Origin of the sequence: Microbispora bryophytorum, assembly GCF_006874465.1 — a bacterium.
Classification (GTDB): Bacteria; Actinomycetota; Actinomycetes; order Streptosporangiales; family Streptosporangiaceae; genus Microbispora; species Microbispora bryophytorum.
In genome coordinates this window covers 99964-126640 of the sequence record NZ_VIRL01000011.1, presented here as the reverse complement: position 1 = coordinate 126640, position 26677 = coordinate 99964, and the positions used below count along the sequence as shown (strand labels likewise).

The 26677-nt window shown below is 73.7% G+C and carries 26 protein-coding genes; 9 read left to right on the top strand and 17 right to left on the bottom strand.

The window, feature by feature from the left end; translation table 11 throughout:
• Positions 1-240: 240 nt before the first annotated feature.
• The 4 genes from FLX07_RS20505 to FLX07_RS20490 form a co-directional block, all read right to left on the bottom strand.
• The gene (locus FLX07_RS20505) at positions 241-972 is read right to left on the bottom strand and encodes a sensor histidine kinase (RefSeq protein ID WP_142572432.1); all 732 of its coding nucleotides are present in this window, start codon (positions 970-972) and stop codon (positions 241-243) included.
• Positions 973-1372: 400 nt separating this feature from the next.
• Entirely contained in the window at positions 1373-2509 is a 1137-nt protein-coding gene (locus FLX07_RS20500; protein WP_229689846.1) for an NAD(P)/FAD-dependent oxidoreductase, read from the bottom strand.
• The gene (locus FLX07_RS20495; protein ID WP_142572431.1) at positions 2506-3072 is read right to left on the bottom strand and encodes an isoprenylcysteine carboxyl methyltransferase family protein; all 567 of its coding nucleotides are present in this window, start codon (positions 3070-3072) and stop codon (positions 2506-2508) included. Before FLX07_RS20495 ends, FLX07_RS20500 begins: the two co-directional genes overlap by 4 nt.
• Before the next feature lie 17 nt (positions 3073-3089).
• Positions 3090-4157 carry a type III polyketide synthase gene (locus FLX07_RS20490; protein WP_142572430.1) on the bottom strand — a complete coding sequence of 356 codons (1068 nt, stop codon included), beginning with the start codon at positions 4155-4157 and terminating at the stop codon, positions 3090-3092.
• 118 nt (positions 4158-4275) lie between these two features.
• Here FLX07_RS20490 and FLX07_RS20485 point away from each other — a divergent pair, with 118 nt between their 5' ends.
• Positions 4276-5280, top strand: coding sequence for a UbiA family prenyltransferase (locus tag FLX07_RS20485; RefSeq protein ID WP_229689847.1), 1005 nt, complete (start codon positions 4276-4278; stop codon positions 5278-5280).
• A gap of 52 nt (positions 5281-5332) precedes the next feature.
• Here FLX07_RS20485 and FLX07_RS20480 read toward each other — a convergent pair whose 3' ends face one another.
• Complete coding sequence (locus tag FLX07_RS20480) at positions 5333-6490, bottom strand: MFS transporter (protein ID WP_229689848.1); 1158 nt, start codon at positions 6488-6490, stop codon at positions 5333-5335.
• Positions 6491-6565: 75 nt separating this feature from the next.
• Between FLX07_RS20480 and FLX07_RS20475 the strand changes: the two genes are divergently transcribed.
• Positions 6566-7309 carry an AraC family transcriptional regulator gene (locus FLX07_RS20475; protein WP_142572429.1) on the top strand — a complete coding sequence of 248 codons (744 nt, stop codon included), beginning with the start codon at positions 6566-6568 and terminating at the stop codon, positions 7307-7309.
• Positions 7310-7318: 9 nt separating this feature from the next.
• On the opposite strand, the gene FLX07_RS20470 is transcribed toward FLX07_RS20475, so the two are convergent.
• From FLX07_RS20470 to FLX07_RS20455, 4 genes are all read right to left on the bottom strand, one after another.
• A complete protein-coding gene (locus FLX07_RS20470; RefSeq protein ID WP_142572428.1) occupies positions 7319-8749 on the bottom strand; it encodes a DUF2079 domain-containing protein in 1431 nt (476 codons plus the stop codon).
• A gap of 113 nt (positions 8750-8862) precedes the next feature.
• Positions 8863-9483, bottom strand: coding sequence for a methyltransferase domain-containing protein (locus FLX07_RS20465; RefSeq protein ID WP_208762308.1), 621 nt, complete (start codon positions 9481-9483; stop codon positions 8863-8865).
• The gene (locus tag FLX07_RS20460; RefSeq protein ID WP_142572427.1) at positions 9480-10142 is read right to left on the bottom strand and encodes a TIGR04282 family arsenosugar biosynthesis glycosyltransferase; all 663 of its coding nucleotides are present in this window, start codon (positions 10140-10142) and stop codon (positions 9480-9482) included. The genes FLX07_RS20465 and FLX07_RS20460 overlap by 4 nt, the downstream gene beginning before the upstream one ends.
• The gene (locus FLX07_RS20455; protein WP_142572426.1) at positions 10139-10783 is read right to left on the bottom strand and encodes a glycosyltransferase family 2 protein; all 645 of its coding nucleotides are present in this window, start codon (positions 10781-10783) and stop codon (positions 10139-10141) included. The genes FLX07_RS20460 and FLX07_RS20455 overlap by 4 nt, the downstream gene beginning before the upstream one ends.
• Before the next feature lie 133 nt (positions 10784-10916).
• Here FLX07_RS20455 and FLX07_RS20450 point away from each other — a divergent pair, with 133 nt between their 5' ends.
• Positions 10917-12212: a hypothetical protein gene (locus tag FLX07_RS20450; protein WP_142572425.1), complete on the top strand. Its 1296-nt coding sequence runs from the start codon at positions 10917-10919 to the stop codon at positions 12210-12212.
• Positions 12213-12224: 12 nt separating this feature from the next.
• Here FLX07_RS20450 and FLX07_RS20445 read toward each other — a convergent pair whose 3' ends face one another.
• On the bottom strand, positions 12225-13238 hold the full coding sequence (locus tag FLX07_RS20445; RefSeq protein ID WP_142572424.1) for an NAD-dependent epimerase/dehydratase family protein: 1014 nt from the start codon (positions 13236-13238) through the stop codon (positions 12225-12227).
• A gap of 151 nt (positions 13239-13389) precedes the next feature.
• On the opposite strand from FLX07_RS20445, the gene FLX07_RS20440 reads away from it, so the two are divergent.
• Positions 13390-14532: a cellulose binding domain-containing protein gene (locus FLX07_RS20440; protein ID WP_142572423.1), complete on the top strand. Its 1143-nt coding sequence runs from the start codon at positions 13390-13392 to the stop codon at positions 14530-14532.
• A 73-nt stretch (positions 14533-14605) separates the two neighbouring features.
• Complete coding sequence (locus FLX07_RS20435) at positions 14606-15931, top strand: cytochrome P450 (protein ID WP_142572422.1); 1326 nt, start codon at positions 14606-14608, stop codon at positions 15929-15931.
• Here the strand turns inward: FLX07_RS20435 and FLX07_RS20430 are convergent.
• The gene (locus FLX07_RS20430) at positions 15919-17073 is read right to left on the bottom strand and encodes an RtcB family protein (protein WP_142572421.1); all 1155 of its coding nucleotides are present in this window, start codon (positions 17071-17073) and stop codon (positions 15919-15921) included. The genes FLX07_RS20435 and FLX07_RS20430 overlap by 13 nt on opposite strands.
• Before the next feature lie 116 nt (positions 17074-17189).
• On the opposite strand from FLX07_RS20430, the gene FLX07_RS20425 reads away from it, so the two are divergent.
• Both FLX07_RS20425 and FLX07_RS20420 read left to right on the top strand, forming a co-directional pair.
• Complete coding sequence (locus tag FLX07_RS20425) at positions 17190-18218, top strand: phosphotransferase (RefSeq protein ID WP_142572420.1); 1029 nt, start codon at positions 17190-17192, stop codon at positions 18216-18218.
• A 42-nt stretch (positions 18219-18260) separates the two neighbouring features.
• Positions 18261-18695, top strand: coding sequence for a hypothetical protein (locus FLX07_RS20420; RefSeq protein WP_142572419.1), 435 nt, complete (start codon positions 18261-18263; stop codon positions 18693-18695).
• A gap of 52 nt (positions 18696-18747) precedes the next feature.
• Here the strand turns inward: FLX07_RS20420 and FLX07_RS20415 are convergent, their stop codons facing one another.
• The 4 genes from FLX07_RS20415 to FLX07_RS20400 all read right to left on the bottom strand — a co-directional run bounded on the left by FLX07_RS20415 (position 18748) and on the right by FLX07_RS20400 (position 22733).
• Positions 18748-19080, bottom strand: coding sequence for a cupin domain-containing protein (locus FLX07_RS20415; RefSeq protein WP_142572418.1), 333 nt, complete (start codon positions 19078-19080; stop codon positions 18748-18750).
• 168 nt (positions 19081-19248) lie between these two features.
• On the bottom strand, positions 19249-19518 hold the full coding sequence (locus tag FLX07_RS20410) for a LysR family transcriptional regulator (protein ID WP_142572417.1): 270 nt from the start codon (positions 19516-19518) through the stop codon (positions 19249-19251).
• A gap of 346 nt (positions 19519-19864) precedes the next feature.
• Positions 19865-21352, bottom strand: coding sequence for an MFS transporter (locus tag FLX07_RS20405; protein WP_142572416.1), 1488 nt, complete (start codon positions 21350-21352; stop codon positions 19865-19867).
• A 169-nt stretch (positions 21353-21521) separates the two neighbouring features.
• A complete protein-coding gene (locus FLX07_RS20400) occupies positions 21522-22733 on the bottom strand; it encodes an acyl-CoA dehydrogenase family protein (RefSeq protein ID WP_142572415.1) in 1212 nt (403 codons plus the stop codon).
• Between the two features lie 397 nt (positions 22734-23130).
• Between FLX07_RS20400 and FLX07_RS20395 the strand changes: the two genes are divergently transcribed.
• Positions 23131-23679, top strand: a complete 549-nt coding sequence (locus tag FLX07_RS20395) for a CGNR zinc finger domain-containing protein (protein WP_142572414.1) — start codon at positions 23131-23133, stop codon at positions 23677-23679.
• 41 nt (positions 23680-23720) lie between these two features.
• Positions 23721-24128: a PPOX class F420-dependent oxidoreductase gene (locus FLX07_RS20390; RefSeq protein WP_142572413.1), complete on the top strand. Its 408-nt coding sequence runs from the start codon at positions 23721-23723 to the stop codon at positions 24126-24128.
• A 119-nt stretch (positions 24129-24247) separates the two neighbouring features.
• Here the strand turns inward: FLX07_RS20390 and FLX07_RS20385 are convergent, their stop codons facing one another.
• Together FLX07_RS20385 and FLX07_RS20380 are read right to left on the bottom strand one after the other, a co-directional pair.
• Positions 24248-25924: an AMP-binding protein gene (locus FLX07_RS20385; protein WP_142572412.1), complete on the bottom strand. Its 1677-nt coding sequence runs from the start codon at positions 25922-25924 to the stop codon at positions 24248-24250.
• Positions 25921-26673, bottom strand: a complete 753-nt coding sequence (locus FLX07_RS20380; RefSeq protein WP_142572411.1) for a class I SAM-dependent methyltransferase — start codon at positions 26671-26673, stop codon at positions 25921-25923. The genes FLX07_RS20385 and FLX07_RS20380 overlap by 4 nt, the downstream gene beginning before the upstream one ends.
• Between the last annotated feature and the right edge of the window lie 4 nt (positions 26674-26677).

Sequence of the window (26677 nt, the reverse complement as noted above, 5' to 3'; positions counted from 1 at the left end):
GGGCTGGTCAAACACGCCACGCCGCTGTGCGGGGCCTTACGCGTGGCCTCAAACGGGCCCTTGTGCGGAACCTCGTGCGGGGCCTTGTGCGGGGCCTGGTGTGCGGCGGCGAGAGGGATGGGGGCGGTGCGCGAGGCACACGCGTGCGGCCGGCCGGCGCTCAGAACGCGTGGAGGGCCACATGAAGGCGCGGGTGTCGCACCCTGGACGCCGGGTCGTGGCAGGTGAGCGTGGCCGGTGTCAGCGGCGGTCCCCGCCCCTGCGGGGGATTTCGGCGATGAGACGGAACCAGCCGTCGGGGTCGAGGACCGTTCCCACGGTGCCGGCGAGCGCCGCCGCCCGGTTGCGGAGGTTGTCCAGCCCGGTGCCGTCGCCGGGTCGTACGGAGGGGTCGACGCCGTCATTGGCGACGGTGAGCGTCGCCACGCCGCCACGCACGACGATTTCGATCGTGCACAGGGTCGCCCTGCTGTGGCGCAGGACGTTGGTCACCGCCTCCCGCACCATGATGGCAAGCACCGCGCTCACCTCGTCGCCCAGCTCCGCCTCGGTCGCCTCGACCTTGCAGTCGGTTCCGTAGGCATGGAGCACGGCCCGCGCGTTGGCCAGTTCCGAGGCGAGCGAGACGTCCCGGAAGGAGCGGGTCACGTTGCGGATGTCGGCGGACGCCTGGCGGATGGACTGCACCACGTCGGCCAGCGCGGGTCGCAGGGGGCTGTCGTCGTCCGCGAGCCGGTAGGCGAGTTCGCTGCGCAGGCTGGCCAGCCACAGGCGGCTGCTCACGAGGTCGTGCACATCACGGCCGAACTGCTCGCGCGCCTCGGCCGCCGCCTGCCGTGCGGCCTCGGCCTGCATCACGCGCAGCCGGCGCAGGCGCATCACGAGGACGACCAGCCCGGCGATCAGGAGCGTACCGAGCAGGGCCAGCGGTGCGAGCAGGGCCAGCGGTGTGACCAGGGCGATATGCGGCAAGTGAGGCAAACGACGACCCTCCAGTCATCCTTGCCGTAACATCGGCCTCGCCATTCGGTACACACGTCAGATCTTTGCATACCGGTCCTGAAATATGGCTACTTCATTCATGCCGAAGTAGGTTCTATTACTGCCGCGTATATGAGGCCTCTGGGGCACCCTAAAAACGGGCGTTCATGAACTGTGAATCCGGCTGTAACAATTCACGGATCCGTGCCTGTTTCGCGTGGGAAGGGCCCCGGGATCCCGTCAGGCGAGGGGCCCGGGATTCCCGGAAGTCGAGGGGCCCCGAGGGCGTGGGGGCCCGGAGGGCATGGGGCCTGAGCGTGTGGTCTCGGAGCGTGTGGGGTCTCGGAGGGTGTGGGGTTCTGAGGGCGCGGGGTCCTGGAGGGGGCGGCGCTCAGGCGAGCGACCGCACCGCCGCCCCGAACACCGCGGGGAGGCGTCGCGCGGCGGGCACGATCATCCTGGCCGCGGGAGGGTGCCGCCGGGCCCGCACCAGCGCGGCCGTCAGCAGGCGGGATCGCCACGACAGGCGCCGCCAGGCGTTCTCGTACTCCTCGGGGCGGCCCGCCCGCAGGCACCCGACGAGGGCGCGGGCCGACAGCAGCGCCAGCGAGATCCCCTCGCCGGTGAGCGCGTCCACATAGCCCGCGGCGTCGCCGACGAGCAGGATCCTCCCCGCCACCCGCCGCCGCACCCGCTGGCGCAGCGGCCCGGCCCCGCGCACGGGGGTGGCGGGCGGGCCGTCCAACCGGGCGAGCAGGTCGGGGAACCGCGCCAGGTGCTCGTCGTAGGTCCGCCGCTCGCTGCTCAGCACGGCCACGCCGACCAGGTCGTCGCCCACCGGCGTGACGTACGCCTCGCCGCCGGGGGCCCAGTGCACCTCCACGAAGTCCGTCCACGGCGCGATCCGGTAGTGGCGGCGCAGGCCGTACCTGCGGGGGCCGCCGGACGGCAGGTCGAGTCCGAGCCGCGCCCTGATCGGCGAGTGCAGCCCGTCGGCCGCGACCAGCCACCGCGCGTCAATTTCCCGGCCACACAGTTCGGGGCCAGACAGTTCCGGCCCAGACAGTGCAGACCCGCCCAGTTCCGGCCGGCCCAGTTCCGGAGTACACAGTTCCGGAGCAGACAGGTCCGGCCCGCCCGTCACGTGGGCGCGTACGCCCTCGCCGGCGGCGTGCACCGCGTCCACCCGGCCAGGCACCACGCGGACGCCGAGGTCCCGGGCGCGGAGGGCGAGCGCGGTGTGCAGGGCCGTCCGGCGCACGCCCAGTCCCGGGCCGTCCCGGAACTCCGCCTGCACCCGGTGCGGCCCGTCCACGTAACGGATGCCGCAAAACGGCCTGCCGTCCGGCACCGCCACCCCGAGGTCCGCCAGCGCCGCCGCGCCGGTGGGCATCAGACCCTCCCCGCACGCCTTGTCGACCGGACCCGGCCGCGGCTCGACCACGACCGCCTCCATGCCGGCCAGCGCCGCGTTGATGGCCGTGGCCAGCCCGGCGGGCCCGCCGCCGGCCACCAGCACGTCGATCACGCCGCGGTCCCCGCTCCGGCGTCGCGCGCGGCGGATCCGGGGGCCGCGGTGGCGAGCGCCGCGTTCTCGCAGCGCAGTCGCACGACCATGAGCGGCACGTTGAGCAGGGTGAAGGCCAGCGCGGTCAGCCAGGCGGAGTGCACGAGCGGAAGCGCCGCGCCCTCCACCGCCACCGCGACGTAGTTGGGGTGGCGCAGCCACCCGAACCGGTACGGCCCACGCGCCACGAGCGGCAGGCCGGGCACGACGATGACCTGGGTGTTCCACTGGGGACCGAGTGTGGTGACGCACCACCATCGCAGCGCCTGCGCGGCCAGGACCAGCCCGAGCATGGGCCAGCCGAGGCCGGGGACGAACGGCCGGCCCGCCAGCCACACCTCAAGCAGGCATCCGGCCAGCAGCCCGGTGTGCAGGGCGACCATCCAGGGATAGTGGCCCCCGCCGTACACCACGCCGCCCCGGCCGAGGCTCCAGCGGGCGTTGCGGCGCGCGACGACGAGTTCGGCAAGGCGCTCCATCGCGACCAGCGCGACGAGCAGCACATACCACGGTGACACGGGCATGGGCGGCACGGCTCCTTCTACCAGCGCAGCAGGACGAGTTCGGAGCAGAACCCCGGGCCCATCGCCAGCAGCAGGCCCGGCGTGCCCGGCGGCGGGGGCCGCAGGGCGAGGGTGTCGCGCAGCACGTGCAGCACCGAGGCCGACGACAGGTTTCCGTTGGCGGCCAGCGAACGCCAGGTGAGGTCGAGCGCGCCGTCCGGGAGCGCGAGTGTCTCCGCGACGGCCTCCAGCACCTTGGGGCCGCCGGGGTGGCAGACCCAGGCGGTGACGTCGCCCGCGGTCAGGCCGTGGTCGGCGAGGAACCCGTGCACGTCGTCGCCCAGATAGGTGCGGACCACATCGGGCACCCCGGCGTCCAGCACGACCCGGAAGCCGCTGTCGCGGACGTCCCAGCCCATCACGCGTTCCGATCCGGGATACAGGTGCCCACGCGTGGCCACCACCGAGGCCCGCGCCGCGTCCACGGGGGGCGGCTCGCGCTCGTCCCCGTACGCGACCACCGCGGCGGCGCCGTCGCCGAACAGGGCGCCCGCCACGAGGTTGGCCGTGGAGGCGTCGTCGCGCTGCAACGTGAGAGAGCACAGCTCGACCGAGAGCAGCACCGCCACGTGTCCGGGCCAGCCGCGCAGGTAGTCGTGCAGCCGGGAGATTCCCGCCGCGCCGGCCACGCACCCGAGGCCGAACACCGGCACCCGCTTCACGTCCGGGCGCAGCCCGATCCGGTTGGCCAACCGGGCGTCCAGCGACGGCGCGGCGACGCCGGTGACCGACGTGCACATGATCATGTCGACGTCCGCAGGGGTGAGGCCGGCCGCCTCCAGCGCCCCCGTGACGGCCTTCGCGCCCAGGTCGAGGGCGGCCTCGATGAACAGGTCGTTGGCCGCGCCGAAGCCGTCGAGCTTGCCGTACTCGTCGAGCGGCAGCACCAGGTTGCGGTGCTCCACCCGGGCACTGGCGTGCAGCCGGTCGAGAAGCCGGCGATCGGCGCCCGGCGGAAGGCAGACTCTCGCCAGCGCATCCGCGACCTCCGCCTGCGAGTGGCGATGCGGGGGAACGACACCATGGACGGCCGCGATCCGCGTCATCTCACATCCCCGTGCAGGCGAAAACCGTGACAAGTCTCTCTTGCCCATTGGCGGCCGCCGCATACCTTCCGACGCCGATCGTGATCTGTATCCGGGGTGCCCGGTTACGCTCAGGATCGTGACCGGTTCAGGGGAGCTGCCCGACGAAACGGCGGCGATCGGCGGCGAGGGCGCCGCCGGGCCGGTTCGCCGCGCGGGCCTCGCTCCGGCGGACTTCACGGGCGAGGCGGACGGGCGCCGCCGGGCGGCGCGGACGGTGGCGCAGGCGGTGGCGCAGGCGGTGCCGCGGAGGGTGCCGCGGACGGTGGCCGGGCTGGCCCGGGCGTGCCACCCGGGTCCGGCCGCCGCGGTGACGATCCTGGTCGCGGCGCTCGTGGCCGTCGCGGGGTGGGGCCCGGCGGGGACGGCGCTGACGGCCCTCGCCGTGCTGACCGGTCAGCTGTCCGTGGGCTGGTGCAACGACGCCGCGGACGCCGCCGTGGACGCCGCGGCCGGGAGGACCGCCAAACCGATCGTCGCGGGCCTGGTGTCCGCGCGTACGGTGCGCGTCGCGGCGTTCTCCGCGCTGGCGGCCTGCGTGCCGCTCTCGCTGGCCTGCGGCGTGGTGGCCGGGGTGACGCATCTGTCGGCCGTCGCCGCGGCCTGGGTCTACAACCTGTGGCTCAAGGGCACGGCGGCCTCGTGGGCGCCGTACGCGGCCGGGTTCGGCGCGGTGCCCGTGTTCGTGGCGGCCGGGACGCCGGGCCACGCCCTGCCGGCGTGGTGGGCCGTGCTCGCCGCGGCGCTGCTCGGCTGCGCGGCGCACCTCGCCAACGTGCTGCCCGACATCGAGACGGACGTGGCGACGGGGGTGCGGGGCTGGCCGCAGCGTCTCGGCTCCGCCCGGGTGCGGGTTCTGCTGCCGCTGCCGCTGCTGGCCGCGTCCGCGCTGCTGGTGGTCGCGCCTCCGGGGCCGGCCGGCCCGGTCCGATGGCTCGCGCTCGCCGGGGTGGCCGGGTGCGCCGCGGCCGGGCTGCTGCTCGGCCGGCGGGTGCCCGTGGCGCCCTTCGCCGCCGCGATCGGCGCCGCCGGGATCGACGTCCTGCTGCTCGCGGTCACGCCGGGCGTCGTCACCGCCGGCTGACTCTCCGCCGGCTGACTCCCGCCGCGGCCACGCTCGGCGTCATCCGGGGAAGTCACCTGCGGGGAAGGAACAGCCCCAGGCCCACGGCGGCGATCGGCACCAGGCAGAGGATCGTGAAGACGCCCTGCGGGCCGTACGCCTCCGCCGCGACGCCGAGCGCCGGCGCGGCGAGCCCGCCGACGCTCACGGCGAGTCCGAGCGTGACGCCGGCCGCGGTGCCCGGCCGGTTCGGCAGGTAGTCCTGGCCCAGCTTCACCAGCACGGCGAACGGGATGTTGATCGCGATGCCCGCCAGCACGGCGAACACCAGCGGCAGGGAGGGCCCCGGCAGCAGGCGCAGCCCGGCGAGCGCGGGGATGGCCAGCAAACCGCCGATCTGCACGGTGCGCACGAGCCCGATCCGGTCGGCGAGGCGCCCCCCGATCAGCGTGCCCGCGACTCCGCCGACCAGGAAGCAGGCCAGGGCCGTGCCCGCGAGGCCGCGGCCGGCGTCCAGGTGCCTGATCCAGAACAACTCGATGAAGGTGAGCACGCCGAAGAACGTCACCGACCTGACGACCTCGATGCCGGTGAGGACCATGAACGGCGCCCACCTGTCGGTGCCCGCGCGCGGGCCCGCCGTGGACGCCCGGGCCGAGGGCCGGCTCCTGAGCAGCGCGAACGCGACGAGCAGGGCCGGCGGGATGAACAGGACCGTCGCACCGACGCCCATCGCGATGAGCGCGGGCGTGGCCAGCACCGGCGCGAGGAAGAAGCCGACGCTCCCGCCGGCCGCGAAGACGCTCATCGCCGTGGCGCTGTCTCCCGCCGCCTCCCTGGCCCCCTTGCCCGCCGCCGGGTGGAACATGGCCACGCCGAGCCCGGACAGCAGGACGAGGGCCCAGACCGCGGGGTAGGGCTCCATCAGCCCGGACAGGCCGAGGCCGAGCCCGGCCAGCGCGACGCCGGCGGCGGCCAGCCAGCCCAGGCGGAAACGGTCGACCGCCAGGCCGATGAACGGCTGCGGGATCGAACTTCCCAGGGCCGCGGCCATGGTCAGCCCGGAGGCGGCCACGTAGCCGTAGTGCCGGTCGAGCACGAAATAGGGCACGCAGGCCGGCACCAGTCCCTGGTAGAGGTCGTCGACGGCGTGCGCGGCCGCCCACAGCCACATGCGCCGCCATGCGGACGCCGCCCGCGCCGCCGGCGCCCGAACGGATGTCTCTGTCACTGATCGTCTCCTTGAAAGGCTCCGTCGAGCATCCCGGACGACCGAGTCGGCGAACTAGCGATACTCTGCCGAGTCATGTCGGCAATCCGCCATTCCGAAAGCGGCGGCCCGTCCCGTGTGCCGCTGGCCCACCGCCAGCGCATCGGCTGGCACGACCACGCCTCGCACCAGCTCATCCATCCGCACCGCGGGGTGCTGCGGATCTCGACCCCGATCGGCGACTGGGTGGTGCCGCCGCACCGGGGCGTGTGGATACCGGCAGGGGTGGCGCACGCGCACGAGGCGTACGGGCCGACCGAGATGCGGGCGCTGGTCTTCGACCCCCCGGTCAACCCGCTGCGGCTGGACCGGCCCACGGTCCTGGCGATCACGCCGCTGCTGCGGGAGGTGGTGGTCGCCCTGACCGGCGACGACGAGCCGGCCGCGACGCAGCGGGCCAACCTGGAACGCGTGCTGCTCGACCAGCTCCGCAAGGTCGAGGCGCTCCCGCTGTGCCTGCCGGCGCCGTCCGACACCCGGCTGCGCGACGTGGCCGCGATCCTGGAGGCCGACCCGGCGGACGGCCGGACGCTCGCCGAACTGGGCGCGGCGGTGGGCGCCTCGGAACGCACGCTCAGCAGGCTGTTCCGTGCGGAGACCGGCATGAGCTTCCCGCAGTGGCGCACCCAGCTGCGGCTGCATCACGCGCTCATCCTGCTGGCCGGCGGCCGGTCGGTGACCTCGACGGCCGCGGCCTGCGGCTACAGCGGCCCCAGCGCGTTCATCCAGGCGTTCAGGCACGCCTTCGGCACGACCCCGCACGCGTACGTACGCTCGTGAGGCGGCCGGCTACGGGCGGGTGAGCACCACGTAGCCGGCCTCCTGGAACACCACCCGGTAGCCCTGCGCCAGCAGCGTCTCGACCCGGGCGATCTGCCGGTGGACCGAGCCGAACGGGAAGCTCCCTGCCCCCACGTCGGCGGCGACCCACGGCGCCCCGCGCGGCGTGCGGTCCCACAGCAGGGTCCGCGTACGCGGCGACAGGGCCGGGGCGAGGGAGCCGGCCGCCTCGACCAGCACGCCGTCGGGCACGGCCGCGACGGCGCGCCCGGCCGCGTGCGTCCGTGCCGTCTCGGCGTGGAAGGAGGGCGTGAACAGCGCCCCGAACGAGAAGAACGGCACGAGCGCGAGCGCGGCGGCGAGCACGAGCAGCGCCCATCCGCGCACGAGCCTTCCGGACCGTCCCGGAAAGCGGGCGGCCGCCCGCAGCGCCCCGTCGATCCCGGCGGCGAAGACGACCGCGACGACGAAGGCCGTGTAGTGGTATCTCGGGGTCCACCAGTTCGGATAGGTGCTGGCGAGCATCCGTTCCAGCAGCGGCGGCAGCAGAGCGAGGCCCAGCGGGGACAGCACGGCGGTGAACAGCACGGGAGCGAGCGTCAGCACGAGCGTGCGCAGCTTCAGCGGCGGATCGGCGAGCAGCGCGACGACGTCGCCGGGCCGGGTGACCGCGTGCACCGCGGCCCGGCGCAGGTCCGGGCCCAGCGTCCAGTACGCCCAGTAGTAGCCGGCCCTGCCGCCGAAGTGCGGGATGAGGAGCCGCGTCGTCACCAGGGTCGCGGCGACGCCGCCGACGACGAGCAGCGCGCCGAGTCTCCGGTCGCGGCGGCGGGCGAGGAGGTACAGCCCGAACCCGGCCAGGAGCAGACCCATGTCCTCCTTGACCAGCAGAAGCGCCAGCCCCGCGAGGACCGCCGCCCGGCTGCGCCCGGCCTGGTAACGCTCCAGCATGGCCGCCGTGAGCAGCGGCGCGAACGCCACCTCGTGGAAGTCGAAGGCCACGGCCTCGGTGATCGGCCACGACAGGGCGTAGGCGACCGCGACGGGATAGGCGACGCGCCGCCCGGCCGTGACCGCCGAGGAGGCGCGGAAGGCGTACGCCCACACGAATGGGATCGACAGCGCGAGCAGGACGGCCTGCGCGACGAGCAGGGTCACGGGCCCGTCGTGGATCCAGTACAGCGGTGCCAGCAGCGCGAGCGCCGGGGACCAGTGGTCGCCGAGCACGCTGAACCCCGGCCCGAACCCGTTGTGCACGCCCTTCAGCATCGACACCGGCGGCTGGAAGTGGGCATACGAGCGGATGGCCTGGTCGAATATCACCAGGTCGTACGCGCCCGCCCGGAACCGCGCCAGCGTCACGCACGAGTAGAACGCATACAGCGCCGCCGCCGCGACGGTGAGAACCGAGACGCAGGCGAGGTCCCTGCCGGCGAACATCCCGTGTCATCCGCTTCCGTCTGCTTTCCGCGCAGGTTATCGGCGGCGCCGCCGGGCGGACCGGGACCGCCGCCCCCGTTTCCCGTCATCGGCGGTCAAAGCTCCGGCCCGCCTCACCGGGGCCGGCTCAGGACGCAGAACCAGCGGCCGGCCTCGGTCCACACCTCCTCGGGGTGGAGGCCGGTGCGCCCGGCGAGCGGCCCGATATCGGAGACGCTGACCCGTGCCCAGGCGAACCACCCGGTGATCCTGCCCTCGCGGCGCAGCCGGACCCGTTCCGCGCGGGTCGCGGCGCCGGGGGGATCGAGCTCGGCGACGACCTCGCCGCCGGGCCGGAGCAGCTCGCGGACCCGCCGCAGCAGGGCGTCGGGGTCGCCGCCGATGCCGATGTTGCCGTCGGCCAGCAGCACGGTGCCCCAGCGGCCGGCGCCCGGCACGTGGCCGAACACGTCGCGGCACAGGGCCCGCCCGCCGGCCAGGCGGGTCAGCCGGACGGCCCTGGGGGTGACGTCGATGCCGAGCGCCCGCACCCCTCGCCTCGTCAGCGCCACGGTCAGCCGTCCCGGTCCCGAACCCACGTCGAGTGTGGGGTCGGCGCAGCGGGCGAGCATGGCCTCGTCCCCGGCGGAGTCGTGGAGCCAGCGCCACGACTCCAGCGGCCACGTCCTGCCGTCGGCCGACTCGACCTCGACCGGTGCGCCGTCCAGCGACTCGGCGTAGAGGGGGCCGATCACGCGGGGACGTCCGCGCCGAGGGCCGCCACCGCCGCCGCGAACCGCGAGGTGGGGACCCGCGCGGCCACCGCGTGCGCGTCGGCCGCGGTGTCCACGTCGGTCAGTTCGGGCAGCAGGGCGGCCCGCACGCCCGCGGCGCGGATCCGCTCCATCAGCAGAGCCCCGGTGTCGGGCCGCGACATCGGCAGCCCGGCCAGCAGGGCGGGGTCGGGCCTGCGCTGCCCGAGCAGCCAGAACCCGCCGTCGGCGGCCGGGCCGACGACGACCTCGTGCCCGCCCAGCAACCGCCCGGCCTCGGCCAGCAGGGCGGGGGTGACCTGCGGGGTGTCCATGCCGATCAGCACGACCGGCACGGGAAGGGCCGCCCACGCGTCGGCGAAGGCGGCGGTCAGCCGCGCGGCCAGATCGTCGCCCCGCTGCGCGACCACGTCGTACCCCGCGGGCAGCCAGGCCCCCGGCGCACCGAGCAGGGCCAGTACCCGGCGCGCGGCGGGGGTGGCGGCGACGGCCGACAGCGTGTCGCGCAGCGCCGCCTCCGCGAGCGTGGCGGCCTCCCGCGCGGTGTACGGCGGCGTGAGCCGGGTCTTGACGGCCCCCGGCACGGGCGTCTTGGCGATGACGACGAGCTGCGTCGCGTTCCCGCCCGTGGCCGGCGTCACGCCGCCCGCCACATGTCGCGGACCGTCCGCACGGTGCCGCCCACGGTGCCCGTCACCTTCGAATGGCCCACTCGCGGCAGGTAGTCGACCTCGACCTCGTCGATGCGCCAGCCCGCCTCGCTCGCCCGCAGCACCATCTCCAGGGGGTAGCCGAACCGCCGGTCCCGCAGGTCCAGGGCCAGCAGCGCTTCACGGCGGGCCGCGCGCATCGGGCCGAGATCGTGCAGCGGGGCGCCGGTGCGGCGGCGCAGCCGCCAGGCGAGCACCCGGTTGCCCAGCCGGGCGTGCGTGGGCCACGCCGATCGGGTGACGGGCATGCGGCGGCCGAGCACCAGGTCGGCCGTGCCGCTCACCACCCCCTCCGCGACGGACGGCACCTGCCGCGGGTCGAGGGAGGCGTCGGCGTCCATGAAGCACACGACGGGGGCGGTCGCGGCCGTCAGGCCCGCGTGGCAGGCGGCGCCGAAGCCCGGCCTGGGCTCGGTCACCACGAGCGCGCCGTGCCGGGCGGCGACCTCGGGCGACCCGTCGGTGGACCCGTTGTCCACCACGATGGCGCGGTAGCCGTCCGGCATCCGGCCGAGCACCCAGGGCAGCGCCGCCGCCTCGTCGAGGCAGGGAAGCACCACATCGATCTGCATGCCGCAGAAGCTAGGGCCGCGGGAGCCGCGAAGTTCTTACGAAGTGGCTACGGGGCCGCCCAGTTCTTACGAAGTGACTACGGGGCGGCCCAGGCGAGGGGTAGGCGTCCCCGGCGCGCCTACGGTGTCGGTCGTGACGGCACGGTCGATGACAGGGCGGCGGCGGGCGCTGGCGGCCTGGGCGGCGCTGGTGGCGGGCGCGTTCGCGGTGGGCGGTCTGCTGCACGCCCTCGGGGTGCTGCGCATCGACCACCTCCCGCCGCTGCACGCGCTGGCGCGCCTGCCCACGCTCGCGCTGATTCCGGCCGCGGCCTTCGCCGCGGTCGCGGTCCCCGTGCTGCCCAGGCTGACCGCGCACCTGCCGATGCGCGCGGCGCTGGCCGTGGCCTTCGCCGCGTCGCTCGCGTGGACGGTCCTGCTGGCCGTGTCGGGGGAGGGGCTGGCGTGGCCGTTCACCCACCCGCAGGAATACCTGGCCGGGCTCGGGGCCGTGGGCGACGACCCCCTCGGCTGGCTCGCCGGGTTCACCCGGGACCTGCCGGCCTATCCCACGCATGTGCGCGGCCATCCGCCGCTGCCGGTGCTGGTGCTGTGGGCGCTGGCGGCCGCCGGGCTGCCGGGCCCGTTCTGGGCCGCCGTCCTCGTGGTCGTGACAGGGTGCTCGGCCACGGTCGCGATCGGGCTGGCGGTGTGGCGCGTCGCGGGGGAGGAGGCGGCCAGGCGGGCGCTGCCGTTCCTCGCCCTGTGCCCGGCGGCGGTGTGGATCGCCACGACCATGGACGCGTTCTTCGCGGGTGTGGGGGCGTGGGGGACGGCGCTGCTGGTGCTCGGCGCGCGGAGCCGGGCGGGCCGGGTGGCGCTCGGCCTCGGCGCGGGGCTGGCCCTGGGCGCGCTGCCCTACCTCAGCTACGGCCTGGTGCCCTACCTGCTCATCCCCCTGGTGGCGGCGGTCGCGGTGGGGGTGCCGCGGGCGACCGTGGCCGCCTGCCTGGCCGGGATGGCGGGGGTGAGCGCCCTGTTCGCCGCCGGGGGGTTCTGGTGGCCCGCCGGGGTGCTCGCCACCCACGCCGAGTGGGCGGCCGATCCCGGTGCGGCCCGGCCGTACCTGTACTTCCTGGTCGCCAACCTGGCCGTGCTCGCCCTGGTGACCGGCCCGGCCGCCGCCGCAGGGCTGGTGGCGCCGGGGCGGGCCGGGGAGCGGATCCTGCCCGTGGCGGCGCTGGTCGCGGTGCTCGCCCTCGACGTCAGCGGCACCACCCGGGGCGAGGTGGAGCGGATCTGGCTGCCGTACGCCCTGTGGGTGGCAGCGGCGGCAGGGCGTACGGGAGCCGGGGGTGAGGGAGCCGGGGGTGCGGGCGGCCGCCGCCTGCTCGCCGCGCAGGTGGTGGTGGGCCTGCTACTGCAGGGGTTCGTCCGGTCGCCCTGGTGAGCGCGTCGTGTGTCAGCCGGCCAGCGGTGCGTGGGCGAACTCCCGCATGCCGTCGGCGAACCGGACCCGCGCCCGGAACCCGAGGCCGGCGGCGGCGCGGTCCGGGGAGGCCACGATGTGCCGGACGTCGCCCAGCCGGTAGCGGCCGGTGACCTCGGGGGCCGGTCCGCCCCGCGCCGCGCCGAGCGCGTCCGCCAGGTCGCCGATCGTGCGGGGCTCGCCGCTGGCCACGTTGTACGCGCGGAGCCGGCCGGGCGGGGCGGACTCCAGCGCGTCCAGCGCGGCGAGGTTGGCCGCCGCGACGTCGGCGACGTGGACGAAGTCCCTGCGCTGGCCGCCGTCCTCGAACACCTGCGGCGCCCGCCCGGCCTCCAGCGCGGACCGGAAGATCGCGGCCACCCCCGAGTAGGGGGTGTCGCGCGGCATGCCGGGGCCGTACACGTTGTGGTAGCGCAGGGCGACCGCCACGCCGCCGGTCTCGCGGGCCCAGCCGGCCGCCAGGTGCTCCTGGGCGAGCTTGCTCGTGGCGTACGCGTTGCGCGGATCGGCCGGGACGTCCTCGTCCACGGTCCCCGGCGTCAGCGCCCGCCCGCAGCGCGGGCACACCGGCTCGAACCGCCCCGCGGCCAGATCCTCCTCGTCCCGGGGGCCGGGGCGCAGGCGGCCGTGCTCCGCGCAGTCGTAGACGCCCTCGCCGTAGATCACCATGGACGACGCCAGGACCAGCCGGGCGATCCCGCGCCGCGCCATCGCGGCGAGCAGCACCGCGGTCCCGAGCGCGTTGACCGACACGTAGTCCGGGAGGTCCTGGACGTCGACGCCGAGGCCGACCTTGGCCGCCTGGTGCACGACGGCGTCGGCGCCGTCCAGGGCGCGCTCGACGGCGTCCTCGTCCCGCACGTCACCGGCCGTGACGTCCGCGCCGCCGCGCAGGTCAAAGCCCCGCACCTCGTGCCCGGCGTCGCGCAGCAGCCCGGCGACACGGGTCCCGATGAAACCGGCCGCGCCGGTGACCACGATCTTCATCCCGTGACGGTAACAACCGCCCACCACCCTGAAAGTTTCAAGTTCCTTACGGGTCGACCGGCACGGATGCGAGCGGGCTTTGACGGGCCCGCGCCGCCGACCTGATGATCCGGGCGATGCCGTCGGGGATCGACGTTCCGGAGGGTGGCTCGTGTCCAGACTGTCGTGGCCGGCCGCGTGGACCGCGGCGGGCGCCGTCGCCGCCGCGCTGCTGGCGGCCAACATCGCCGCGCCGCCCGTCCTCGCGACGAGTGTGGCGTACGCCGCCTCGGCCTCCACCGGCGAACCGACGCCGCAGCCGACCGGGTCGCCCGGGACGGACACCACGCCGCCCACGGCCCCGGGCGAGGTGCGGGCGTGCCCGCCGCCCCTGCCCACGGGCGGCACGCCTCAGGGCGTGGTCGGCCTGTGCTGGACGGCGTCCACCGACGACGTCGGCGTCACCGGCTACGAGGTCTACCGCCTCACCCCGGACGGCTTCGTCAAGGCGACCGCCCCCACGTCCACGGTCAGCGTCGTCAGCGGCCTGACCATCGGCCGGACCTACACGTTCTACATCGTGGCCAAGGACGCCGCGGGCAACACCAGCAGGCCCACCGCGCCGTTCAGCACCTCGGCGGTCACCGGCATGTACGTGTCGCCGAGCCCCGGCACGGGCGACACGACGCCGCCGACCAGGCCGACCGGGATGCAGGCCAACTGCCTGCCCGACTTCAAGGGGACGTCGTTCTGCTGGACGGCGTCCACCGACGACGCCGGGGTGACGGGCTACGACGTCTACCGGCGCACCGACACGGCCTGGATCCCGGTGGGCACCCCCATCGGCACGCACTTCACCGAGGGCAACCTCGTCACCGGCCAGTCGTACGTCTACTTCATGGTGGCGCAGGACGCCGCGGGCAACCTCAGCCTGCCGTCCGACCTGGTGACGGTCACGGCGTCGGGCGGCTACCCCACCTACACGCCGCCCCCGGTCAGCTGCGAGATCGAGTACACCTCGTGGTCGTGGAGCGGCGGCTTCTCCGCCAACGTGAAGATCACCAACCTCGGTCAGACGCCGATGAACAACTGGACGCTGCGCTTCGTCCTCCCCGACGCGGGGCAGAAGGTCGCGAGCGGCTGGTCGGCCACCTGGTCGCAGTCCGGCAAGGACGTCACCGCCGCGGCCATGCCGTGGAACTCGGTGATCCAGGGCGGCGCGTCGCTGCAGATCGGCTTCAACGGCACCCTCACGGGCGCCAACCCCGATCCCACCGGCTTCACACTGAACGGCGGCGTCTGCATCCGAGGCTGACCTCCGCCGCCGTCCCGGCCGCACGGGCGGCGTCCGTCCGTTTCCGGCGGACGGACGCGGGCAGTCAGGACATATGCCGCTGTTCGACACCACGCTGCTCCTGCTGCTCGAGGGCTACGCCTGGCTGCCGGCCCGCTGGCGGGAGACCCAGGGGGAGATGGTCCACACCCGGCTGATGGGCCGGCGCGCCGTCGTGCTGCGCGGGCCGGACGCCGCCCGCTTCTTCTACGACGACAACCACGTCCAGCGGGCCCCCGCGCTGCCCGAGCCGATCAAGAGCACGCTGCTCGGCCACGGCGCGGTGCACACGCTCGACCAGGCCGCGCACCGGGCGCGCAAGGGCATGTTCATGTCGCTCATGACGCCGCGGAGCGTCGCCGCTCTGGTGGACGAGACCACCGCCGCGTGGGACGAGGCGGTGGCGACGTGGCCGGACAGGGGACACGTCGTGCTCTTCGACGAGGCCGCCCGCGTCATCACCCGGGGAGTGTGCCGGTGGGCCGGCATTCCGCTCACCGAGGAGGAGACCGGGCCGCTCGCCGCCGACCTCGTCGCGATGGTCGACGGCTTCGGGTCACCGGGCCCGCGGCACTGGCGGGCCCGCGACGCCCGCAGGCGCCGCGAGGCGTGGCTGGCGGCGCTGGTCGAGGACATGCGGCGCGGGACGCTGCGGGCGCCGGGCACCTCGGCGCTCGCCGTGGCCGCCCGCCACCGTGAGCCCGGCGGAGAGCTGCTCGCGCCCCGGATCGCGGCGGTCGAACTGCTCAACCTGGTGCGCCCCACCGTCGCCGTGAGCTGGTTCCTCTCGTTCGCCGCGCACGCGCTGCACTGCTGGCCGGTCACCCGCGTCCGCCTGTCCGAGGACACCGACGGGACGTACGCCGAGGCGTTCGCCCACGAGGTGCGGCGCTTCTATCCCTTCGCGCCGTTCGTCGCCGGGAAGGCCGTCACGGATCTCACCTGGAAGGGCGAGCCGATCCGGGCCGACTGGCTCGTGCTGCTCGACGTCTGGGGTCAGAACCACGACCCGGCGCTCTGGCCGAACCCGTGCGCCTTCGACCCGCGCCGCTTCATCGGACGCGAGATCGGCCCGTACGACCTGATCCCGCAGGGCGGGGGTGATCCGGCGGAGGGCCACCGGTGTCCGGGCGAGCCGGTCGTGGTGGGCCTGCTGGAGGCCCTCGCGCCGCGGCTGGCCCGGCTGGACTACAGCGTGCCGGAGCAGGACCTCACCGTCTCGCCGTACCGGATTCCGGCCCGGGTGGCGAGCGGCTTCGTTCTGCGTCCGGCCGGCGCCCGTCCAGCCGGCACCGCGCCGCGCGAGACCGAGCCCAGCGAGGGCGAGCCCCGCGAGAGCGGAGGGGCGCGACGGCGGCGCCCCTCCGTTCACCCCTTGTAGTTGAAGACCTGGCGCAGCGTGTGCCGGACCTCCACGAGGTCCTTCTGGTCCGCCATCACCTGGTCGATCGGCTTGTACGCCTCGGGGTGCTCGTCGACCAGCGCGGCGGCCCTGTCGGAGTTCCAGGTCCGGCCGCGCATCGCCTCCCTCAGCGATGCCGGTGACAGCTCGCGCTTGGCCCGGCTCCTCGACATCCTGCGTCCCGCGCCGTGCGAGCAGGAGTTGTACGACAGCGGGTTGCCCCGCCCGCGCACGATGTAGGACCGGGTGCCCATCGAGCCCGGGATCACGCCCTCGTCTCCGGTGTCCGCCTTGATCGCGCCCTTGCGGGTGATCCACAGCTCCTTGCCCTGATGAGTCTCCATCTGGGTGAAGTTGTGGTGGCAGTTGATCGTCCGGACCCGGGCGCCGGCGCCGACGACGCGGAACAGCGCCTCGCCCAGCACCCTGTCCATCCGCGCCCGTGACGCCATCGCGTAGCGCTGCGCCCACAGCATGTCCTCGATGTACGCGGTGAACTCCGGGGTGCCCTGGGTGAAGTAGGCGAGGTCGTAGTCCTCCATCCCGATCCCCAGGCTCCGCATGAGCCGCTTCGCGCCGTTGATGTGGGCGGTGGCGAGCTGGTTGCCGATCCCGCGCGAGCCCGAGTGCAGCACGGTCCAGACCCGGTCGCGCTCGTCGAGGCAGACCTCCACGAAGTGGTTGCCCGAGCCGAGGGTCCCGAACTGGCAGGCCACGGTGCTTTCCTGCTTGGGCGTCAGGCCGGTGTGCGGCCGGCCCAGCTCGCCGAGCGCGCGGTCCGCCGCGCGGTCGTCGTGCCCCTTGCCCACGCCCGCCGGGATGCGCCGCTCCACCAGCCGCATCAGCGGGTCGAGCGTGTCGGGCAGGTCGGCGGCCGTGAGCGTGGTCTCGGTCGCGACCATGCCGCAGCCGATGTCCACGCCGACGGCGGACGGGATGATCGCGCCCTCCGTGGGGATCACCGAGCCGACCGTCGCGCCGATGCCCACATGCGCGTCCGGCATGAGCGCGACGTGACCAGGCACGAACGGCAGGCGCGCCGCGCGGGCGGCCTGGTCGATCGTCCCGTGGTCGATCTCGCTCGCCCAGGACAGCAGCTTCGGGGCGATGTGCTTCGGCATGGTTGGATCTCCTCCTCGATCGAGATCCACTGTGCCGGGCCAAGGCGGGAATCCCAACCGAATATCCGGCGGAAAGTCGTTTGCCGCCCTACCCGCCCGTCGCCCATCATGCCGAGATGAGCGACGATTCCCGGGACCCCGGTGGTCGGGACCAGGAGGAGCGGCGGCGCCGCCCCGATGACGACGACCCGGCCCCGCCCGCCGGCGGCGTACGGCTGCCGTGGACCGCGGTGCCCGCGCACCTGCGGCTGGCCGTGGAGTTGCGTCTGGGGGACCGCGTGACCGAGGCCGTCACCCAGCCCGGCGGATTCTCCCCGGGCGTGGCCGCCCGCCTGCGGCTCGCGGGCGGCGGCAGGGCCTTCGTCAAGGCGGTCGGGCCCGAGCCGAACCCGCTCAGCCCCGGCATCCACCGGTCGGAGGCCCGGGTGGCCGCCGCGCTGCCGGCCACGGCGCCCGCGCCCCGGTTGCTCGCCTCCTTCGACGAGGACGGCTGGGTGGTGCTGCTGTTCGAGGACGTCGAGGGCCGCACGCCGGCCCAGCCCTGGGTTCCGGCCGAGCTGGACCTGGTGCTCGGCGCGATCACCGAGCTGGCCGAGTCGCTGACCCCCGCGCCCGTGGCCGTGCCGCCGGCCGCCGAGCGGCTCGCCGAGGAGTATCAGGGGTGGCGGCGTCTGGCGGCCGGCCCGGACGGCCGCACGCTGCAGGGATCCGATGCCGCGTGGGCCCGGCGGCACCTGGACCGGCTGGCGGAGCTGGAGGCGGGCTGGGGCGCCGCGGTGGAGGGCGACACGCTGGCCCACGCCGACCTCCGGGCCGACAACCTGCTGCTCACCCCGGACGGACGCGTGCATGTGGTGGACTGGCCCTGGGCGTGCCTCGCCACCCCGTGGTTCGACCTGCTCGGGATGCTTCCGAGCGTGGCCATGCAGGGCGGGCCGCCGCCCGCCGAGATCTTCGACGGCCACCCGGTCGCGGCGAAGGCGGACGGCGACGCCGTCACCGCGGTCCTGGCCGCCGTGACCGGCTTCTTCCTGCAGCGGGGAAGTCTGCCCCCGCCGCCGGGTCTGCCCACGCTCCGCGCGTTCCAGCTCGCGCAGGGCCGGCCGGCGCTGGCCTGGCTGCGGCAACGGACCGGCTGGAAGTGACGCCCGCTCCGCCGGTTTCGTTTGCGCGAGAGGAGATCGAGTATGAACGCCGCCTCGGCCGCCGTGGGTGGCGCGGCCGCCTTCGTCTGGCTCGGAATGGTGCTGGCGATCTCCTTCCTGGAGGCGCCGCTGAAGTTCCGCGCGCCGGGGGTGACGATCCCGATCGGGCTCGGCATCGGCCGGCTCGTCTTCCGCGCACTCAACGCCGCCGAGGCCGTGCTGGCGGTCGTCGTGATCGTGGCGGTCGCGACCGGATCGCCCGCGACCCTCGCGGTCGTGCTCGCGGCGGTCGCCGCGGCCGTCCTGATGATCCAGATCGCCGCCGTACGCCCGCCGCTCAACCGCAGGTCCGACCGCGTCCTGGCCGGCGAGGACCCGGCGCGGCACAGGTCGAGGGCGCACCTCTACTACGTGGCGCTGGAGGTCGTGAAGGTCCTGGCGCTGCTCGCCCTGGGCTGCGTCCTCCAGGCCGTGTAGCGGTCCGTCCGCGCCGCGTGGCCGGGGACGGACCGCCTCAGGGCGGGCGCGATCAGGGGTGTTTGACGACGGTGAGCAGGACCGCGCTGTCCTCGACGGCGTCGAGGGCGTGCCGTGCGTCGGGAATGGTGAGCAGGTCCCCGGGCCGCCCCTCCCACGAGGCGTCGCCGCTGCTCAGCCGTACATGACCGCGCAGCACCAGCAGGGTCGCCTCACCCGGGCTCTCGTGCTCGGCGAGGCCGGTCCCGGCGGTGAGGGCGAGCAGGGTCTGGCGCAGCGCGTGCTCGTGGCCGCCGTGCATGCTCTCGGCCGCGCGCCCGCTGGAGGCGACGGCGGCGCGTTCGAGTAGTTCCCCGGCCCGTGCGTCGAGAGAGATCGGCTCCATGCCCTCAGTCTGCCCCACGCTCCATGCGGTGCCCCGCCCGCGGGGCCGGGCGCCCGCGTCCTGGCCGTGCACACGAAAGCGCGGTCCCGGCCTGTAGCCCGGCGCGGGCTCGCCCGCCGCGAGCGGATCGAGCGCCGTCGCCACCGCTGAGCCCGCGCGGAGACGGCGCTATGCCGCGGTCACGGCCTCGCACACTTCCTTGTGCGCCGCCTCCGCGATGCAAAGCATCATTTCCGCATAGGGCAGCAGGCGCGTTCCCGCCTTCGTCAGGGCGATCCGGCGGCCTCTCCGGTCGAACAGGACCGCCCCGACGGCTTCTTCGAGACTCCTGATTTGCGCGGTGACACTGGACTGGGCGTAGTGCAGCTTCTTTGCTGCCATTGTGAAGCTCAGCTCGGTCGCGACCTCACAGAAAGTGCGTAGCTGCTGCAGGTTCACACAGAACGACAAAGTACCCCCTATAACCCGAGATCAGCGTGTGGTCAAGGTGGTGCGCGCTCATTTCCAGCGATTTATTTACCATGCCCATCGGCATTCTGCCACGCATTGAGGCGATGCGTGAACACGGACCCTGGGCGCGGGTTTCATCGCCAATTCAGCCGCGCCTCGGGATCGCTTCTCAAGGGGCCGAAAATGGAACGCCTCTTTGCCGGACCTGTTCGTGAGCGGACGCCGGAGATTTGCCCGCCCGTACCGCCGCGCCGCCGGGCGCGTCCCGCCGTACGGCCGGCCGGGAGTCACCGACCCCCAGAGGGACGGTGGAGATCCCGGCCGGCCGCGGCGTCTAGTAGTCGGCGACCGCGGCGGAGGCCGCCACCCGGCGCCGTGCGGAGGCGCGCAGCGCCGCGACGAGCGTCAGCAGCATGGTGACGACGGAGATGCCGGTGACGACGTAGAGGCCGTTGTGGTAGCCGGACAGGGTCGCGGTCGTCTCGCCCGCCTCGCCGCCGGCCGCCATCGTGGCGGTCACGATCGCGAGGACGATTGCCGCGCCGACCTGGTAACCCGTCTGCAGCACACCGGCCGCCAGTCCCTGCTCGGAGTCGGCCACACCGGTGGTCGCCTGGACGTTCGCGGCGGGGAAGGAGAAGGGGAAGGCCACGCCGATGAGCAGAATGCTCGGCAGGATCACCCAGACGTAGGGAGACGCCTCGTCGATCCGCAGGAAGAGCAGGTACGAGGCGGTGTAGGCGACGAATCCCGCGAAGATCATCCACCGGACCCCGAACCGGGAGATCAGTTTGCCGGCCCGCGGCGCGATCGTCGCGATGAGCAGGCCGATGGGGAGGAAGGCCAGCGCCATCTGCATCGGCGACCAGCCGCGCAGCGACTGCAGATAGAGGCCGCCGATGAACTGGAAGCTCATGTAGGTGCCGAGGATCGCCGCCGCGACCAGGCTCGCGCCCACCAGCGCGCCGTTGCGCAGCAGGCCCAGGCGCAGCAGGGGCTGGGCCGTCCGGCGCTCGATGAGGACGAAGGCCAGGAGGAGCACCACCGAGGCGGCGAACATCCCCAGGGTGCCCGGCGACGTCCACCCCGCGGTGGGCGCCTCGACGATGCTGTAGACGAGCAGCAGCATCGCGGCGGTCACGGTGACGGCGCCGGCGATGTCGAACGAGCCCCCGCGCCGCCCCGACGCGGCGTCGCGCGGCACGAGCGACAGGGCGCCGGCGAACGCGATGAGCGCCACGGCGACCGGGAGCAGGAACGTCCAGCGCCAGTTGATCTCGGTGAGCGAGCCGCCCACGATGACACCGGTCGAGTAGCCGACCGCGCCGCACGCCGTGTAGATGCCCAGCGCGCGGTTGCGCTGCGGGCCCTCGGCGAAGCTGGTGACGATGATGGACAGGCTGGCCGGGGCGGTGAACGCGGCGCCGACGCCCATGACGAACCGGGCGACGATCACGACCAGACCCTCGTTGGTGATGCCGCCGACCAGCGACCCGACGGCGAAGACGGCGACACCCACCAGGAACATGCGGCGACGGCCCAGAAGGTCCGCCATGCGCCCGCCGAGCAGCAGGAAGCCGCCGAAGCCGAGAACGTACGCGCTCACGACCCACTGCACGGACTCGGTGGTCATCCCGAGGTCCGCCTGGATCGGCGGCACCGCGATGCCGACCATGATGTTGTCGAGAGCGTCGAGGAAGAAGGCGGCGCAGACGCTGACGAGCAGGCCCCACTCGCGGAGCCCCCACGAGTTCCCCTCTGCCGGTGCCTTCGTCTGCGTTTCGGCTAACGTCTGGACTTTTTCTTCTGGTGAAGTCGTCATGACTGTCCTAATCCACTCCGGTCGTATTGTCGCTGCCGCCGCGCCGAGGGGATGGGGAGCCGATCCCGAGCCTGGAGCGGAGGCTCTTGCCGCCCGCGTCCGACGCCGGCGGTAAGCCAGGGGCGAGGGGATGTCGTCCCTCGCCCCTGGCCGGCTTCACCGTCGCGGGTCAGCCCTTGAGCCCCAGCGGGAACGGCGCCTGAGGCGTCCCGCCGAGGAGATGGGCCCCCGCCGACTGCACGATCTGCTCCTGGGCGAGGATGTGCTGGCACATGGTGTGCAGGTCCCGCAGCCAGCGGTCCAGGGGAGAGGTCCGGTAGATCGAGGCGGTTCCGACGAGGTCGGACAGCCGGGAGACGATCGAGCGAGCCGTCCTGAACGCGTTGACACGGGCCAGCGCCGAGGAGACCTGCTGGTCCGGGGTCGGTTCGACGCCGGACCGCAGCCGGTCCCACAGATCGTGCAGGGTGCCGTAGACCGCGTAGCGTGCCGCGGAGAGCTCCATCTCCGCCTGGCCGATGGTGGTCTGCACGCGGTAGCTGTCCGACCACGGCATGCCGGTCGCCCGCTCGACCCGGCCGGCCGCCAGCTCGCGCACGTGGTCCAGGGCCGCGCGGGCGACTCCGAGCGGCACACCGGGCACGTTGCTCAAGAAGGCGTCCGGAGCGGTGAACGGTCCGGACCGCTGCGGCTGGGTGAAGTCGAAGGAGCGCTCCTCCGGGACGAACAGGTCGGTGGCCTGGTAGTCCATGCTGCCGCTGCCGGCCAGCCCGGTGGTGTGCCAGGTGTCGACCTTCTCGAACTCCTCGCCGCGGGCCAGTATCAGGCGCCAGTTCATCGGCGCGCCGCCGGGCCCCGGCTCGGGCTCGCCGTCCTGGTGGACGACGCACCCGCCGACGACCCAGTCGGCGTGCGTGACTCCACTGCCGAACGGCCAGCGGCCGGTGACGCGATAGCCGCCGGGCACCCGGTCGGCGCGGCCCACCGGGAAGATCAGCCCGGCCGTGATCGCGTCGGGGTTGGCCCGCATCTCCTTGACGACGAACTCGTTCAGGTAGCCCGCGTAGATCCAGGTGTCCATACCGATCATGGCGCACCAGCCCGCGGCGGCGTCGCCGTAGGAGAGGGCCTCGATGACCTCGGTCTGCTGGGCGAAGGTGAGTTCCGGGCCGCCCCACTCGTTGGGCATGCCGATGCGGAAGACACCGGTGTCGCGGAGCAACTCCACGACGTCCTTGGGGAGGTGTCTGGTGCGCTCGATCTCCTCGGAGCGCTCGCGCAGCAGGGGAGCCGCCGCCTTCGCTCGCGCCAGGATCTCCTCCGGTGAAGCGGGAACCTGCTCGCGCCCTGTCACGGGGCGCAGAGTCTCCGGCATGGTCATGTGAAATCCTCCTGTTCGTGGCTTCGTCTCTGGTCCGATCGCAGCGACGGACTGCCGCCGTCCGCTGGTGACTCCAGGCCGCCGTGGCCCGTAAAGCGGGACGGTGTGACAGTCCTGGCCACTTCGCAGCGGGTTCCACGCTAGGAACGGTGACGCCTCACCGTTCGCTCGAACGCGCACGCGATCTGGTACGTCCGCACATGCCGGACGTGACCGACTCACCCCATGCCCGGTGGCGAGGACCCATGTGACAAGCAGTGACATGGCCCCTCTCCCGAGCGCTCAGGCAGTGCTCCATATAACCGTCATCGCCGACTTTAAAGGTTAGAAACGCGACGTTGCAACCGGTCACTTATGATTGAGGGGTTAGAGCAGGCGGTAGTTGGAGGATGTCGCCATGACCGAGCCCGACCCGCGTCCGTTCGTCCGGGAGCCCCTCGCCCTCGACCTGCTGAACACCTGGTGGAAGGAGCACGGCCGGCTCCACGACCTGCTGGACTCGCCCTCCGGGCTGCGCGTGTGGCTGGCCGGCCACGGGATGGCCGACCGCTTCGCCGCGGACGAGGAGTCGCTGAAGGCGGTCGTCCACGCGCGCGACGCGCTGGCCGCGGCGGTCGCGGGCCCGGGGGGTCCCGCCGTCTACCGGCAGGTCGACGACGTCCTCGCCCATGGGCGCGTCCGGCTCACCCTCACCGCGGAGGGACCCGGAGAGACGGCGGAGTTCGACGATCCGGCGTGGGGGGCGGCGTGGACCGCCGTCCGCGACTACCTGGACCTGCTGGTCACGGCTCCGGACCGCATCCGGCTGTGCGCCCAGCCGGACTGCATCCGCTACTTCCTCGACACGTCCCGCAACGGCACCCGCCGCTGGTGCTCGATGTCCCTGTGCGGCAACCGGGTCAAGGCCGCCCGGCACTACGCTCGGGCTCGTCCCCCCGGCGTCTGAACCGGCCATCCGGCGGTTCTGGTCTCGAAAGGTTTTCGCTCATGTCCCATGGCGCTCTGCCCGAGCACATCGCCGATCTCCTCGCCCAACCGAATCCCTGCGTCATCAGCACCGTCCGTCAGGACGGCGCACCGGTCTCCGTGGCCACCTGGTACCTGTGGCAGGACGGGAAGGTGCTGGTCAACATGGATGCCGGGCGCAAACGGCTGAGCTACCTGCGCGAGGACCCCCGGGTGTCGCTGACGGTGCTGGACTCCGGCGGCTGGTACCGCCACGTCAGCCTGCAGGGACGGGTGGTCACGCTGGAGGACGACCCGGACCTGAAGGACATCGACCGCCTCTCCGTCCACTACACCGGTGAGCCGTACCCGAATCGCGAACGGCCGAGGGTGAGCGCCTGGATCGAGATCGACACCTGGCACGTGTGGGGGTTCTCCGCCGGGTCCTGAAACGCGGGCCCGCGCCGGTCGGCCCGCGCCGGTCGGCCTGGGGCGTGCGCCCGCCGGACGGCCGGTGCCGCCGGGGGAGCGGGTCCCCCGGCGGCACCGGTGGCACGGGCTCGGCCGGATCAGGAGCGCGGCGTGAACGCGGCGACGCGGCCGGCGTCGCGTGCCGCCTCGAACCGCTCACGCAGGTGCGCCCTGCGGAGCTTGCCGATGCCGGTCTTGGGGATGTCCTCCCTGCCGACCGGCACGACATGTGCCACGCCGACGCCGAACGCGTCGGTCACCCGGCCGCGGATCAGGCGTTCGGCCTCGGCGGCCGGCATCCCGTCGCGGGGGTGGAAGAACACCGCCAGCTCCTCGGTCTCCCCGTCCTGTCCGGCGACCAGGCAGGCCACCGTGTACGACGGCTCCACGAACGGGAGCTCCTCGACCCGGGCCTCGATCTCATGGCCGTGGTAGGTGATGCCGTCGAGCAGGATGACGTCGTCGGCCCGGCCGGTCACGGTGAGGATCCCGTCCTGGATGTAGGCGAGATCGCCCGACTTGAACCAGCCGTCGGCGGTGAACGACTGGCGGTTCTGCTCGGGGTTGCGGTAGTACCCGGCCGTCACCGGGGCGCCGCTGACCTGCAGGTTGCCGATGGCGCCGGGGGGCACGAGCGCGTTGTGCTCGTCCACCACCCGTACGGACGTGCCGGGCTGGGGCCGTCCCACGGGGACGTACCGCTCGTCGCCGCCGTCGCCGGGGGAGAACCGGCAGTCCACCACCCCGGCGGAGGTCTCCGACATGCCCCAGCCCGGGTACATCGCGTCCGAGGGCAGCCCGAAGGGGGCGAGCAGCTCCAGGAAGCGCCGGACCACGCCGTTCCTGATGGCCTCGCCGCCGTTCATGATGTACCGCAGGCGGCTGAGGTCCCAGGACTGCTCCTTCAGCCGGTCCGCCTGGTCGTTGATGAGCCCGAAGGCGAAGTTGGGCGCCCATGTCGTGTCCGCGCGGTGGCGGTCCATCGCGGCGATCCAGCGCAGCGGGTCTTCGAGGACCCACTCGATCCGGGCATGGACCTGGTGGCAGCCGAGGTAGACGTCGCGGACGTGGAACATGACGAGGCCGCCCACGTGGTCGAGCGGCATCCAGTTGAAGGTGCGGTTGGCCCCGCCCATCCGGTTCACCCGGGCGGTGCCCGCGGTGCGGCTCAGCACGTTGCCGTGCGTGAGCACCACGGCTTTGGGCACGCCGGTGCTGCCCGACGTGAGGAGGTACATGGCCGGGTCGCCGGGTTCGGCCCGGTGCCGTCGGTCGTCGGGAGAGTGGGAGAGCAACCGGCGGGTGTCCCCCAGCCACGCGGTCCGCCAGGCGGGATCGGCGAGGACCTCCCGGGACAGCGGCTGCTCCGCACCCGTGATCACCCACGGCTTCCCGTAGCCGTTCCAGACCCGCTGCAGCAGCCCGGGCGCGGCCTCCCGCTGGACGGCGGTCGCGCCGGCGTTGACGGGCATCGGGACGTGACCGCCCAGGACGCAGGCCCAGAACGCGACCAGCAGCTCCGGGTCGTCGGCCACCTGGAGGACGACCGTATCCCCGGGCGCGACACCGGCCGCGCGGATCCCCGCGAGCATGCGCGAGGCGGCGTCCAGCAGCTCCCGGTAGGTCATCCGGGACTCCGACCCGTCCGGCCGGATGAAGACGATCCCCTCGGCGCTTCCCTCCCGCGCCGCCCGGACGAGCGCCGCACCGAGGTCCGGGACGTCGGGGGCGAGGGCCGCACCGCCGTCGAGTAGCGAGATGCCGGCGTTCGTCACAGCGCCTCCTCCCCCTCCGCGGTGGCCACGATCACGACCGGGCCGCGCCCGTGCGGGGGGACCTGCTCCTTGCGGAAGCCCCCGTACTCGGCCGCTGTCCCGAGACCGGCGTCGGCCAGCAGCTCACGCACCTCGGGCCCGGTGAGGACCGCCTGGTCGAAGAAGTTGTCGTACATGCTCACCCGGCCGTCGGCCTCCCGTACGAGCAGGGTCTCCTCGTTCCTCCAGGTCGCCGCGCGGGGGTTGAGCGACTGGCGGGCGAGCCGGGTGACGAGCACCCCGTCACCGCGGTGGTGGGCGACCGTGTACGGCTGGTAGCTCTCCACGAAGTTCAGCAGGTGGCCGAACTCGAGGACGACGTGCCCGCCGGGCAGCAGCAGGCCGCGCATCTTCCGCAGGACGCGCCGCAACTCCGCCCGGGGCAGGTAGTTGAGCGTCATGAACAGGCAGTAGACGAGATCGAACCGCTCCTCGCTGTCGAAGTCCTCGACCCGCTCGTGGACGTATTCGACCCTCTCTCCGCCCATCCGCCGCGCGTACTCGACGAAGCCGGCGCTCTGGTCGACGCCGACGCCGCAGTAGCCGCGCGCGCCGAGTTCGCGGAGGTTGGTGCCGGTCCCGCAGCCGAGGTCGAGGGCCCGCCCGCCGTCCGGCAGGAGGGAGGCCAGGAAATCCGTCTCCGCGGCGAGGTTCCGGAAATCCCTGCGCATCAGCTCGTAGTACTGTCCGGGGAATTCGAAGCTGGTCACTGCG